The following is a 13989-nucleotide window of genomic DNA, read 5'->3' on the forward strand; positions in this document are numbered from 1 at the left end:
CCGACCTCAGTGAGGAGCAGCGTGCCGCAGTGTGCTACAACTTCGACCCGACGTTGATGTCGCACACTCTGCCCTGGGTCCAGGCCCTGCACGGTGACGCCGACGCGATGCGCCGCCTCGCCGTATCGACCCATCCGCTCATCCGCCGAAGCGTGGCCCGTGCCCGGCATCTTCCACCGGACGTCGTGGAGCGTCTGGCGATGGACGAGGACCGGACGGTCCGCCTCTTCCTCGCCGAATCCTGCGATGACGCGCCGGCCGAGATGCTGCTGGAGGTCTGGCGCTGGTGGGACGGCAGCTTCCTGCGACTCGGAAGCAGAGGTGCGTCGGCGCGCGGCCGAGGACACCCGGTTATCACCTGCCGACGCGGTGCGGCTATTGAACGACCCAGCGGCCCACATCCGCGGGGCCGTGATGCGCAATCCGCGGCTGCCTGCCCACGTCCTGGCTGGGCTGCTCCACGACCGCGACACGGCATGCGTAGCGGTCACGAATCCGGCGATCCCGGTCCCCGTACTGCACCGCATCCTGGCCGCGGCCGCGACAGCCCGCCGCTGCACACCGCCACCCCGCCGGGCGGCCGTGGCGATCTGACCCTGAACTCCGGCGCGCACTGCGGTGATGCTGGTGTGGAAGTTTACGGTCCAGTCGGGCCGTGGTGGTGGGGCTCGACCACCGCTGTGCAGATTAGCTTTCCGCCGCCGCGGGGCGGCGATCGTGAACCGTGCTCGCCTGCGGCGGCGACATCGTCGAGACCGGCACCGACTCCTGCCGCCTCGCGCACGTCAAAGCCCGGCAGGATAGCGGCTGACCGGCGACCTGCAGCGGCGTCAACCAAGCGCGAACGACGCCCTGTGCTGCCAACGTGATCCGTCATAGACCATGAGATCAACCGCCGATACGTGGGCAGTGACGGGAAGCCGGCCACAAAGATCGGACTCGGCTTCCCCCAGGACGGCATCGTCTTGGCCCTGGGCGATGGTCAGATGCGGCACGACGTCATCGAACTGCCCACCGAACGGCGGAGTCTCCGGCCAACGGTCCGCGATCGCCTCAGTAAGCCGGCAGAACGATGCGGCCGGTTCGGGGGAGAGGTACAGAATCCCAGGGAACCGCCCGCAGTGCTCGAACCGGGCCTCGAAGGATCTGTGACGCCTGAATACCTCAGCGATGGTGGCAAGAGTGCCCCTGTCGATGCGGCTTTCGACGAGGAACGGGAAGAGCACGGTGACGTAGGCCGGAACACCCGCGCGAGCCGAGGGGTCCAGCCGTTCCCGCCATACTCGAACAGCAGGTTCCGCCTCCGGGACCCGCACGATCAGTCCCGACTGTCCTGTTTGAGATCCGCTGGAATCGTCACCCGCCATCGCACATGTCTAACAGCGGGACCGCAGGGCAGCGACCGATTATCGCCGTGAGCGGTCGAACCACCCAGTTGGCCGGACGGACCGCCTACAGTGCTCTGCCCCGGACGCCGCCACGAACGCGGACAGCACCTCCCGCTCGTTGTCGCGTCCGACCATCGCCCCAACCACTAATTCCACAGCCCCCACACCCTTCCCCGATGACCCAGCCGGCCCGGACGGCTCTCGCATCCAGGCGCCTGGATCATGCCAAAGCATGTGTGAGGGCACGTCGTTATCCCTCCCTGCCGTGGTGGCAGGTGCCCCTGCGGCCGGCCGCCCGGACACGAGTGCGGCGTATGCCCGCAAACCCACTGTCGGACGGCTGCGCAGGGACAGCGCGGCCGGTGGGCGGCCCGGCACTCCTGGGTTCGACTCCTCGACAGCGAGCGGCCGTGTCCGTGATACGTCCGAACGCCCGCCCCGTCCCTCCTCACGCAGAAAACTGGAGGGGACCTTCGACTCCGTCATCCGGTGTGGGCGAAAAGGTTCTTGCTGTACGGCCGGCCACACGATCGAGAGGTGTCGTCTGTAGGGCTGCCCCTACGACGAACAGGTATCCGGTCCGCACCAGTCACCACACAGCGAGCGGGTGTGTACGTACTCCCATGAGACATGTGTCGGCGCCTACCAGCGGCCACCGAGAAGCGGCTCGCCGGGCACGTCCCACGAGCCGGGAGGGCCGTCTAGCATATGGTCGCCGCAGCGTACGAACACGCGCCGACGGCAGACTGGAGCGCCTGCCGGCACCCCTGGTGAGCCTGATCGAGCAAGTTCGCCGACACTTCAGCAGGCGCGCTACCTCGAGGAAGGCTGAACAAGGTGACGATCGCCGCATATCAGGGTGAACCGGGATCCAACTCGGCGACCGCCGCGCGAGCCCTGTTCCCCGAGGGCCGCGAACTGCCCTGCACCAGCTTCGAACAGGCTCTGGACGCCGTGACGCTCGGCGCCGCCGACGTCGCCGTCATCCCGGTCGACAACTCCGCCGCCGGACGCGTCGCCGACGTACACCATCTGCTGCCCGAGTCGGGGCTGTTCATCGTCGCCGAGTACTTCCTCGCCATCCGCTTCGACCTGATGGGCGTGCCCGGCGCCACCCTGGACCAGGTGGAGTGCGTACGCAGCCACGTGCACGCCCTCGGCCAGTGCCGCAAGATCCTGCGGGAGGGCGGCTGGCGCACCCTCGTCAGCGACGACACCGCGGGAGCCGCCCGCGAGGTGGCCGAGCTCGCTGACCCGCGGCACGCCGCGCTCGCCCCGCCCGCCGCGGCCGAGCTCTACGGCCTCGACGTGCTGCGGCCCGAGGTCGAGGACGACCCGGACAACACCACCCGCTTCGTCGTCCTCTCCCGGGACGCGGCCCTCGCCCCGCACGCCGCGGAGCCGACGATGACGAGCCTGTTCTTCTGCGTGCGCAACATCCCCAGCGCGCTCTACAAGGCGCTCGGAGGGTTCGCCAGCAGCGGCGTGAACCTCACCAAGATCGAGAGCTACCAGATGGGCGCGGGCCTCAACCCCAGCCGCTTCTACGTCGAGATCGAGGGCCACCCCGACGACGAGCGCGTCGCCCTCGCCCTGCACGAACTGCGCTTCTTCTCCTCCGAGGTACGCATCCTGGGTGTGTACCCGGCGCACCGGCACCGCGCGAGGAGCTGACGACGGGACGGGTTTCCCCGCAGCCGTCCCCATGGGCGGCGGTGCCCCCACCGGGACGACGTAGCTGCCCACCCCGAAGGTTCACACTCGACACGTGTGTCGGGCCGCCCACGCCTGGACATGGACCCGGACCGTTTCGCACCTTGAGGGGACATTTGTGCAACTCGGCCTGGCCCTGCCGACCTGGCTTCCCTGACGCACACACGTGACCGGGCCGCCGGGAAACGTCGTACCGCAGTCCCGCGGCGCGTTTCCGGCGAGCGTATCTCTCGTGAGCATGTTTCCAGCGAGCGGGTGTCCCTAGGTGTGGATGCCGCCGAGGGCGGTCGCGCTGGCCGACGGACGCGCAGGTGTGGAGCTGGGCGGAGAGTCGCGAGGTACGGCCCTGGGACCAGGAGCCTTCTCTGAGCGGGCGGCCAGTCCGAGGCTCAACAGACACGCGTAGCCGACAGTCGGCCGGTGTCGTGGCTTCGGTAGTGAATCGGCCCACGCACCCACGACGCACCGTCACTTGACTGAGGCGGCACATGTCGACCGCCGCCGACACTGAGGGTTGACGACCTGCTGGTCCTCCACGCGTGGGCGGCCTGTCGCGGCCCGCGGCATGAGGGGAGCGAGTAACTCCCATTCCTGATCGGTGAGTTCATGGCGCCGTATCACTCCTCCATGATCCACCACCCGATGATCTTTGAAGACGGACCCTAGTTCGGCGTCGTCGCGCGTCAGGTGATTGAGTTCCCACAGCGCCCCCACGAGGTTGATGTGGCATAAGCACGTTCAGAGACATCGCCCGGCTCTGTGTGCTGGGTTCGGCGAGCGGCCTGCTCGCATGTCTCCAGTGCTTGCCGCGGTTTGGACTGCTCACCGGTCGCGCTCCCCGGTCTTGGGGGAGGCTTTTCTCCCCCACGGCTTGCCCCTAAACCGTCAGGGCCCGGGCCAGCAGCTTCGGGTCGCCGTTTCGTTGGTCCTGGCCGAGCGGGTCCCCGCCTCGGGTGAACAACGCCTCGGGAGTCGTCATGAGGGCAGGACGGTGATGGTGGGCGGCGGATCGGTGAAGGTCGGGCTTGTCTGCCGTGAGCCGGAGGTGAGATACGCGCTTATGCGTTGCCCTGCGGCGTACTCCTCGAGAGGGTTGGCGGGGCGGGGCCAGTTCAACGCCGCGTACAGCAGCCCTCGGTGGATGTCGAAGCAGGACTCGATCAGGGTGCCGTATGTTCGGGCCGCCGCGAGCATGCGCGTGTAGTACGTCACCCAGGCCACGGCGAGCCCGACGACCGGTGCCCACCACGCCCAGACCACGAAGACCGTGAAGGCGACCGCGCACAACCAGCTCTGCACCGACAGGTACAGTCCTATCCGGGCGGCAGCCACTTCCTGGCGGGAGTCCTTCGGCAGCAGCAGCCACAGTCTGGGCCAACAGGTCACGGCGTCCAGCCCGTACCGGGAGCCGGGGCGTAGCTCGGCAGCACGAAGCACGTTGCCCAGGCGGGTGGGCATCCGTTGCCCGGGCCGTGGGGGAACCTGCTGGTAGCTGCCGCGCAGACGGCCAAGCTCCCCGGCTTCAATGGCGCTTCGTGTGTCGGTTGGGATGGCAAGCAGGGCGCGCAGCCGAGTGGCGCTTTCGTTGGCTCGATCGCTGAGGCGCCGCCTGGACCACTCCCGCACACTGGTTGAACGAGCAGGCCAGTATCCTTCCAGTAGACGCAACGTCGGCCGGGACAGGTGCTGAAGCAGCAGACCCGACAGCGTGATCAATATCAACAGGCCGACCACCAGAAGCGCTTGGGCGACGAAAGGCAGGTCGCGCGCATCGGCCGTCCACTGCCGCAGCGCACCGAGCCAACCCAGCCGCTCGACCGCCGACCAACCGTGCCCGTACAGCCAGGCGAGGAAGCCCCCCGCCCAGAAGGCAAAAGCCGGGGAGAAGAGAGCGGTCAGCCACCGTTCTGCGAACTTGCCCCCAAGTCCCTTCCAGAAGTCCTCCAGCACCCCCGATTCACTCCCCGGCCGCGCGGAAGGTCAACGTCTCGCCGTCATGCGGACACGTCGACAGGGGCGGCGTGGGGTCGCCGACGTCAAGGATCGGCCAGGAGTAGTCCCCGTTGGGGCAAGCGTAGCGGTCGTGGATCGGTTCCGGATTTCCGGCAAGGTCGTCGAAGCCGCCGCCACGAAACTCCTCTGGTTCCTTGGGGAGCAGTTCGTCGAGGCGTTGCCGCGTGGGCTCGTCGCGAGCGAGTAACTCGTAGATCCGGTCGATGGCATCTTCGCGGTCCTCCTGTGAACCAGCCTCTTGCGCCTCTCGGATCAGTCGTGCCAGGGGCTCCCGCACGTCTGTGGTACCAGCTTCATCATGGATCTGCTGTGCGGCTATGAGGAACAGTTCGTTGTCCACCACTCCAGTCTGCCCGGCCTCACCCGGCCGGTACTAATGGCAGGGCAGAAACAGTTCCGGTCCCTGGGCGCGCGACGATGCGTGGCAGCCGATGCCGGTCGTGACCGTGATCGCGGTGCTGTCACACACCGACATGGGAGAAGGCGGCCCACTCGCTGAGGTGCGCGAACGACCGCTCGTGCGGTGGCTTTCTGAGCAGCGCCCTCCTCCATGGGCGAATGACCTCGCGGGGCAGGACGTCGTCAGCCGACAGATCGGTCAGCTTCTCGTCGTTCGTCGTGTCCCGCAGCCACTGCTGCGCCGAGCGCAGGGCGGCCGCAGGGGAGGCGGTGGGGTCGACCTTTCGCTCCCGGTGGAACCGCCCCATGAGAAGGGAGGTCGCCAGCCCGGTCACGGCCCACTGGGTCGCCATGACGCCGGCCGCCCCGGCCTGCAGCAGCCCCGTCGGAAGGCTGACCACCTCATCAGGCAGCTCAAGTCCGGGGATGAGGCTCTCACAGCTGGAGAGCACTACCAGCCGTATGCCCTCGGAATGGTCGCGTAGGAGGCGCTGACGCAGCAGGGTTTCGAGAGTCAGTGGCTCGTCGTCGGCCAGGAGCAGGGCGCTTTGCAGAGGTTCACTCAGGTTCGCGATGCCGTGGCAGGCGAAGTGGTGGAATCGGAAGGCGTGAAGCGCTGCTGTGATGGCGGCGACGGTTGCGGCCTCGCGGCTGAACCCCTTGACTGCGGGGAAACACGCGCGGGCAGCGGCGATCTCCGGGACAGTGAAGGGCAGTGGTGGAAGCTTGCTGGGCCGCGGGTCCTCCACGGTGAGCAGCGACTCGGTCACCGCCCGCTCGGCTATGTCCTTGGCTGCTTTGACGCTGCGTGCATTGGGCGCGTACGCCAGCGAGCAGTCGTCGATCGCGTACCTGCGCCCCGTCGGACGTGAGGGGTCGGCCGTCCAGGCGGCGTGAAGGGGAAGCAGCCCCAAGGTTCCCGCAGGAATGAGGATGGCGCGCGCTGCGGGACCGAGCCGGTCCAGTACGGCGGCCATGGCGTAGTCCCACAGCCATGAGCAGATGGCGTCCAGCGTGCCTCGCCACACCGCTGGATCACGGCCGCGACCGTCGTGGGCCTGGCGCAGGTCGCTCACCCTGCGGGTGACGGCCCCTTCCGTGAGGTCCGGTAGCCAGACGGTCTCGATCGTGCCGTCGGCTCGCACCAGCAGTGCCACTCCACCAGCATTCGTCGTCGCGATGTAGACAAGCGGCGCGGTGCGAGCAGCGTTGACCACGTCGGTGAACGTCGAAGGCTGAAGAAAGCCCGGGCGGACGGCGCGGATCACGGCGACCGCCTCGTCGAGTTCGCGGCGGGTCTGCTCGAGTGCGTGATCCGGTTCGAAGGACGCCGTATCAGGATCGATCGTGTCGCGGGACTCCCAGCTACGGAGCTGGTCTGACCAGGCGTTGTTGGCACGCTGATACCTCTCCACCTGCTGAGCGTGCCCCTCGCCGATCAGCTCGTCGAGTTGCGCCCGGTCCCGCTCCAGGACCTCGCTCAGCTGGAGCGCGCGGCCGGCCTCCAGGGCGACGACGGCTTTCTGCGGCTCCTTCTTGGTAGCCAGCACATACGCGCTCAGAGAGGGAATTCCCCGGGCAGATCTGAGCCACCGCTCTTTGTGGGTTCGGCCAAACTGCGATTCGAAGAGTCTGGTCATCGCCTCGCCCGCCACGTCGGCTGCTTCCGCAGCGTCGTCCCAGGCTCCTTCCTGGACTGCCCACTCCAGCCAGGCTCGCGCCGAGCGCAGGGTGGCACCGGCCTGGGCTTTGAGCCCCGAACGGCAGCCCCTTTGATACGCCTCCAAGGCCGCCCGCCGGTCGTGCCGTCGCCCCAGCTGCAGGTATCGCATGTGCAGCAGGGTTGCCAGGGACATCAGGGATGTCGACACGTTCACCCATCCCGGCGGCGCCTCGGCAAGCGCGTTGCCGGTCAGCTCTATTGCCCGATCGAGGTCCTTGATGTCCCGCAGGCGGTCGTAGCGGGCCTGCAGCCCTCCGGCCAAGTTGACCAGGAATCGCGGCCGGTTGGGACTCTCCGGATGGGCGACATCCAGGGACTGCTCGAAGACATCGATGGCACGCAACAGGTCTGTCAGGTCGTTGGTGGTGCGGTAGCGGTCCATGAGCGCCGCGCCGTAGTTGTTCAGGGAGCCGCCGGAGGTGAGTCGAGCGGCGGCCGGCAGCTCCGAGGCGCGCTTATGAACCGCGACGGCCCGGTGCAGGTCTCTTGGATCGCGTGTGCTGTGGTATCGGTCGCGCAGTGCGATACCAAGGGTATTGAGGAGGCCTGTCAGGCGCACCGTCATCTGCGGAGGGCTGTCCAGGATCGTGTCGAGCAGCGTGATGGACCGGTCCAGGTCGTGCAGGCTGCCCGTGCGCCCGTATCGATCCCACAGGGCCAGGGCAAGGTTGCCCGCGATCTCGGCGTATTTCTCCTCGCCCGGGACAAAGCCGGCCAGGGCTTCGTTGTGACTGGAGATGGCCTTGTCGAGATCTGCGGAGGCACCGTCGTGGATGTAGCGGTCGCGAAGGCACATGCCCAACACCCCCAATGCCTCCGCCCGGTTCCGGGAGCCAGGCGGCAGATTGGCGACGGCGTCCTCCAGGAGGACGATCGCCCGCTGGAGGGCCTCGACACCGCCCCTGGCCACATAGCTCCTCCACAGATTCAGAGCCAGATCCACCCCCGCCTCGTAGGCGTGGACGGAACCGGGCTCGGCCTCGCTGACCTCCCTTTCCAGTACGGCAAGAGCCTCGTCCAGGGTCGAAGGATCATCGCTGACGTCCAGCCGGGTCTCCAGGGTCACGGCGAGGTGCCGCGTCGTTGCGACACCCACGAGGGAAGCGTCAGCGTCGGTGGCCGTGCGCAGCTGCCGCCCGAGGTCGCCCAGCCATGCGAGGTCATCGGGGCGTCCGAACTCGGTATAGCGGATCCCGACCGCATGGAGGAGGTTTTTCAGGGCGGTCACGCGAGCGTATGCGTCGTTGTCGGGGGCGTCCACTGCCGAGGCGAGCGCCTCGACGGCCCGGTCCAGATCGTCTGTCCGGCCTGGTTCGTCGGCCTGGTACCGCGCCAACAGGGCCAGGCCCAGGCTCCCCAGCGGTTGGCTCATGCCTCCGAAGCCGTCGGCGTGGCTTGTGGCCACGCAGTTCTCCAGCACGGCGATGGCCTGTTCCAAATCCTCCGGCCGGTCGTCGCGTTCCGCGCGTGACCGCAAGATCACCGCGAGATGCCTCTGGTAGACGACCGTCTGCTGTGGCTCCGGTGGCGGCAGGGCGAGGGCCTCGTTGATCAGTGTCAGGCTCCGGTCGATGCTGTCGGCGTCTCCGTCTGCCTCGGCCTGCCGGAACACGACCATCGCGAGTGCGGCCAGCAACTCCGGGCGCATGGGGTCGTCGTCCTCTGTCTCGTCGAGAAGTTCGGTGAGGACTTCGGTGCTGTGACGCAGATCGGGCAGTTGCTCGTAGTGCTGCCAGCGCAGATCGAGGGCGTAAGCAAGTTCGCGCCGTAACTGGCTGCGGAGTTGCGGGCCGATTCCGTTGGCATGCGCCGAGGCCTCCAAGGTCGCGATCAGGAGATCCAGGTCGCTTCGGCTCGACCACTGCTGGATGCTCATCCGCAGCATGTCCAGCAAGAGGTCACGCCGCGACGCCAGTTGTGGATCGCCGTCGGGAGTGGCATCGATGGCCTCGCTGAGCACCTTCACGGCCTCGCGCAGGTCGTCTCGGTCCTGCGATGCCTGGAAACGTGCCGCCAACATGGCACTGAGATCGGTGACGCGCTCACGTGCATCCGGAGAATCTGGCGATGCCTCGTCAACTGCGCACCGTGCGGCGTCGATGGCACGGTGAAGGTGACTGAGGTCTTTGCTGTGAAAGAACCGCTGGGCCAGGGCTGTCGAGGTGGCTGCCAGTGCATCGCCTCGGAATGGCGAACCGGGCAAGTCGGCGGACTCCTCCAGCAGGCGCAGACCCGTGTCGCGATCCTCGTCGTCCACGCCGACATGGATCAGTAGGCCCCCCACTCGCAAGGCCGCCTCGGCCACAAGGGCGCTTCCAGGCGGCTGTGTGGCGTGGGCCTCCTCCAGTGCCATACGGGCCACACTGAGTGCCGGCTCCGGTTCAGCGCTGTCTGCTGCGAGGATTTCGGCGATGAACAGCCGGACGGCGATCCTTGTCCGGGACGACTGTCCGGCAAGCGCCGCGTCCGTGATCGCGCCACGCACAACCTCCCGGGCGATCTCCCGGGAGGGACTGACCGAGCCTTCGAGCAGTAACTCGATCAGATCGGCCAGAGTGGTGAGATACGCGGTGCCGTGCTCGGCGGCACCGGGCGGGGTGAACAGGATCATGACCCCCACTGGCACGATCTCCGGCAAGTCGTGCGGATCCTCGCTGCTGCCGGGCAAAGGGACGATCTCCACACGCAGGACGCTGATCTCACCCGGGGCGGGCTGGCCTGGTGGCAGTTCCATCTACCGCTCCTGGGATGGCCGGGGCGAACACCGTGAAAACGAGGACGCACCTCAGCATGCCTGAAAGAATCCTGATTCAGCGTCTGTTTCACTGACAGAGAGGGATTGTGGGTGTCTGAGGCGAGAGAGCCCACTGTGCCGCGGGTCTCGCAGCTCATGGTCTGGTGGCTGCCCGAGGAGGAATTCGACCGGGCCCGCGATCTGTGGCCCCAGTTCGCCACCGAGTGGCGGGGACAGGATTTCACCGACTACTGCAGACGCCATGACGGGTTCCTGAGAGAACTGACCGCATTCGCCGAGAACATCGCCATCATGCGAGTCGGCCTCGATGCCTACCTGCGCTGGTGCGAGGACACCGCCGTGAACGACCCCTGGAACAGGGTCCACTTCTCCCCATACGTCACACAGAGCGGCGACCCGTCCATCAAGTGGCCTCCCCGGCCTGATGACGCGTGCTGGTGCGGCCGTGGCGCTGCCTACAGCAGTTGCTGCGGCACCCCCCTGCGCATGACACCCTCCCAGCAAGACCAGCTGACGGCGATTCTGTTCAAGTTGATGAGCGCTCAGAGCTGGCAGCAGGCCCGGGCCCTGGTCGAGCGTCACCCCAAGCTCCTCGAAGACGATGCTGAGATCGCCCTGTCCATTCTCCGCAGTAGGAACGAGAACAGACCCCACACGCTCCAGGCCGTGGAAACGGCCGGGGAACTGCTGTCCCGCTGCCGCGAGATAGGCCTGCACAACGCCTTCGACGAACTGCTCGGCTGGAAGGTGTCGACGACCAACGGCCTGCCCGACGAACTGGTGCGGGCCGTGTCCGAGGTGGACCAGGCCGACAGTCGCTGCGCGGCTGCGGACAGTGGAGCGGACGAACTGGCCGCCCTGGTCCAGGCCCATCGGGATCTGGTGGCCCTCATGGACGCCCTCCAACGCCCCTCAGGCGAACGGCGTCAAGCCCGACGCATGCTCCTACTCGCCCTCGTCCGCCAATACGGAGCAACACGGAACGTTGAGCACCTCGAGGATGCCGCCTCCGCGATAGCACGCTCGATCCAGCAGCCAACCCGTGTGACCACCGCATTGATCAGAGATCTGAACGACCATGCGGCACTGCTGAACGTACTACGACAGCTGACCCAGCAGCCGCAGTCGCTGGGCCGGCTGATCGAGATCATCAACGAATGCGTCCAAGACGTTCCTCGGCAGAGGCGCCTGGCATTACTCGCGCCGCTTGCCGACGCGTACTTTGACAGGTTCCAGCACTGGGGCAACCGTACCGACCTGGACCGTGCCATCGAATTGCACGAGGAATCGACGCAGGCGCCGGACGTCGACCCGCAAGAGCGCCTGCTCCGGGTGAACCAGCTGGGCATGATGCTGCGCACAAGGACCCTGCACACCCCCAACGTCCGCGACCTCGACAGGGCCATTCGTGCCCTCGAAGCGGTCAGACCGTCCTCCCTGGCGTCGGAGCAACACTGCGGCCTGCTGACCAACCTCGGAAGCTACCTGCGTCTGCGTTACGAGGTCATGGGACGCACCGGTGACCTCGACGGCGCCATCCGATCACACGAGCGCGTTCTCAGAGAAGGGCCGCCTGACGGGAAGCAGCGACCTTACGCCCTCAACAATCTCGGGGTCGCCTACCTCAGCCGTTATGAGCGATTGGAGGAACGGGAAGACCTGCATCGCTCCATCGCACTTATCGAGGAGTCCGTCCAGGCAACACCCGAGGATTCTCCTGTGCGATGGGAGCGTCTGCACAACCTCGCCCTGGCACGGACAGCGTTCGTGGAGGAGGAACCGGACTCCGCCAACCTCACAGAGGCGACCGCGGCCGTCGACGCAGCCGAAGCGGTGACTCCCAGGGACTCCCCTCTGAGCGCATACTTCCCGGCATTACGCGCGGTCCTGCTCGCGCGGAGGTTTGCCCTTCTGGGCGAGGCGTCGGACAACGACACTTCAATAGACGCGGGTGAACACGCGCTGTCCGCCCTGCCGGTGGAAAATCTGCTGCACAAGTCGTCGGTGAACGAGCTGGCCCACGCGCTCATGTGCCGTTTCCGACGCCTCGGCGACCCCGGTGACCTCGCCCGCGCCGTCGAACTGGCCGAGTTCGCGGCGGCCCGGCCCGAGTCGCGATGGCCTGACATGCCCGCTCAACTTCTGACCCTCGCCATGGCACTAACTCTTGCCGGCGAGGACGAACGAGCCACCGGCCTCTACCGCACGATTTGCATGCATCTCGACAGAGGCGATCTGCAGTCCCGGTTCGCCGCGGCGTGCGATTGGGCGATGTGGGCATGCACCAGGGGTAACGAGGAGGAAATCGCGGAAGCGGCACGCGCCGCGCTGGACACTGCTTTGCGTCTGGCGCGTATCTGGATGCCGGCCGGCGAGACGACAGCGCACCGGTCGCACCGCAGGGCGCAGATGGCCGGGGAGGTCCGGGACCACTTGTCACAGCAACTGTGCTGTCAGGCCGCGCATGATTTCGACGTGGCGCAATCGCTGTTCATCGCTTGCTCACCACAAATCGGGGAAGCTGCCCTGTGCGAACTCATGGAAGCTGGAGAGTTCACATTTGTCGAGCGTTATCGGATGGCCGCGGGAAGGCTACGGCTCCTGGAGCGGTCCTCGTTGGGTGTGGCTGGACGCGCCGGGAACAAGCCCGTGCTGGCACGTCTTTGGAGCGAGTTCGAAACTCTGATCGGCCAATTCTCTGGAGTGCCACCCACCCCGATCTCATCTCTTTTGAGGGGCTCCTAGTACTCCAGCCGTAGACAGGGCCCCGGCGTAGTCCCGGGTTATCCAGTTGATCACGGGACGCCGTAGAAGGTGTGGATGCGGCGGGCGGCGGCGGGGGGCATCCGCGATCCACTCGCCGACCGCAAGGAGTGATGTCGCTCCGGCCAGTACGGAGCAGGCTCCGAGCGCGAGTACGACGGCGAGGGCGTGGCGTATTCCGCGTGGGTCACGGGGATCTGGTATCTCCGCCAGGCGCTCCAGCAGACCGGGGATCTCCTCGGGCGCGGCATCGGGGAGGGCTGACGGAACTGGTTAAGACGTCATTTCAGTTGACGTGATCTTGCGGCAGTCTGGGGTGATGACTGCTGCGCTTGTCGAGCGGATGGCGCCGGAAGAGTTGTCGACGTTGTTTCAGCGGGTAGTGCCGCCGGCGCCGATTCGTCCGCAGGGTGGCGGGCACCATCGGCGCGGGGACCGCGAGGTGCTGGCGGCGATCATCTTCGTGGCCACCTCGGGCTGCACCTGGAACCAACTGCCGCCGGGCTTCGGGCTGTCGGGGGTCACCGACTTCCGGCGGTTCACCGAGTGGACCGAGGCCAGGGTATGGGCCAACCTCCACCGTCTGGTCCTGGACGAGCTCGGTGCCCGGGGCGAGCTGGACTGGTCGCGGTGCGCAATCGACTCGGTCAGCGTCCGGGCCCTCAAAGGGGGCAACTGACGGGACCGAATCCGACCGACCGCGGCAAGAAGGGATCGAAAATCCATCTCATCGTCGACCGCCAGGGCCTTCCCCTGCCTGTCGGCATCTCCGCCGCCAACCTCCACGACAGCCAGGCCCTCATCCCACTGGGTCTATGGCATTCCGCCCATCCGTTCCCGTCGCGGCCCTCGACGCCGACGGCCCGCCAGACTCCATGTCGACAAGGGCTACGACTACCGCCACCTGCGGCAATGGCTCGCTTCTCGTGGCATCCGCCACCGCCTTGCCCGAAAAGGCATCGAGTCATCCCGGCGCCTGGGCCGACATCGCTGGGTCGTGGAGCGGACGGTGTCCTGGCTGTCGGGGTGCCGACGCCTTCACCGCCGCTACGAGCGCAAGCCAGAACACTTCCTCGCCTTCACCGCCATCGCCGCGACCCTCATATGCCACCGCAGACTCGCCAAGTGAAATGACGTCTTACTGGCCCTAACAAAGCCTCTGGACGTGCCGGTGGGTGATCAGGCAGACAGCGAGGCCGAGGAAGGCCTCGTGGATGTCGTCGCGTCGTTCCCAG

The 13989-nt window shown here is 67.0% G+C and carries 8 protein-coding genes and 1 pseudogene; 4 read left to right on the forward strand and 5 right to left on the reverse strand.

Features of this window, described 5'->3' with window-relative positions; all coding sequences use genetic code 11:
- The first annotated feature begins 378 nt into the window (after nucleotides 1-378).
- The gene (locus tag ACIRD7_RS09385) at nucleotides 379-594 is read left to right on the forward strand and encodes a hypothetical protein (RefSeq protein ID WP_403451564.1); all 216 of its coding nucleotides are present in this window, start codon (nucleotides 379-381) and stop codon (nucleotides 592-594) included.
- Nucleotides 595-830: 236 nt separating this feature from the next.
- On the opposite strand, the gene ACIRD7_RS09390 is transcribed toward ACIRD7_RS09385, so the two are convergent.
- Entirely contained in the window at nucleotides 831-1367 is a 537-nt protein-coding gene (locus ACIRD7_RS09390) for a 2'-5' RNA ligase family protein (protein ID WP_403451566.1), read from the reverse strand.
- Nucleotides 1368-2225: 858 nt separating this feature from the next.
- Here ACIRD7_RS09390 and ACIRD7_RS09395 point away from each other — a divergent pair.
- Entirely contained in the window at nucleotides 2226-3062 is an 837-nt protein-coding gene (locus ACIRD7_RS09395) for a prephenate dehydratase (protein WP_403451568.1), read from the forward strand.
- Between the two features lie 1014 nt (nucleotides 3063-4076).
- On the opposite strand, the gene ACIRD7_RS09400 is transcribed toward ACIRD7_RS09395, so the two are convergent.
- The 3 genes from ACIRD7_RS09400 to ACIRD7_RS09410 all read right to left on the reverse strand — a co-directional run bounded on the left by ACIRD7_RS09400 (nucleotide 4077) and on the right by ACIRD7_RS09410 (nucleotide 9970).
- Nucleotides 4077-5051: a hypothetical protein gene (locus ACIRD7_RS09400; protein ID WP_403451570.1), complete on the reverse strand. Its 975-nt coding sequence runs from the start codon at nucleotides 5049-5051 to the stop codon at nucleotides 4077-4079.
- A 7-nt stretch (nucleotides 5052-5058) separates the two neighbouring features.
- On the reverse strand, nucleotides 5059-5454 hold the full coding sequence (locus tag ACIRD7_RS09405; protein ID WP_403451572.1) for a hypothetical protein: 396 nt from the start codon (nucleotides 5452-5454) through the stop codon (nucleotides 5059-5061).
- 121 nt (nucleotides 5455-5575) lie between these two features.
- Nucleotides 5576-9970 (reverse strand): CHAT domain-containing protein, encoded by a 4395-nt coding sequence (locus ACIRD7_RS09410; protein ID WP_403451574.1) that lies wholly within the window; start codon nucleotides 9968-9970, stop codon nucleotides 5576-5578.
- A 111-nt stretch (nucleotides 9971-10081) separates the two neighbouring features.
- Between ACIRD7_RS09410 and ACIRD7_RS09415 the strand changes: the two genes are divergently transcribed.
- Complete coding sequence (locus ACIRD7_RS09415) at nucleotides 10082-12736, forward strand: tetratricopeptide repeat protein (RefSeq protein ID WP_403451576.1); 2655 nt, start codon at nucleotides 10082-10084, stop codon at nucleotides 12734-12736.
- Here ACIRD7_RS09415 and ACIRD7_RS09420 read toward each other — a convergent pair.
- Complete coding sequence (locus tag ACIRD7_RS09420; protein WP_403451749.1) at nucleotides 12713-12988, reverse strand: transposase family protein; 276 nt, start codon at nucleotides 12986-12988, stop codon at nucleotides 12713-12715. The genes ACIRD7_RS09415 and ACIRD7_RS09420 overlap by 24 nt on opposite strands.
- An 85-nt stretch (nucleotides 12989-13073) precedes the next feature.
- Here ACIRD7_RS09420 and ACIRD7_RS09425 point away from each other — a divergent pair.
- Nucleotides 13074-13883 (forward strand): annotated as a pseudogene (locus ACIRD7_RS09425) (IS5 family transposase).
- Nucleotides 13884-13989 lie beyond the last annotated feature (106 nt).

The organism is Streptomyces sp. NPDC093568 (assembly GCF_044764945.1).
GTDB lineage: Bacteria > Actinomycetota > Actinomycetes > Streptomycetales > Streptomycetaceae > Streptomyces.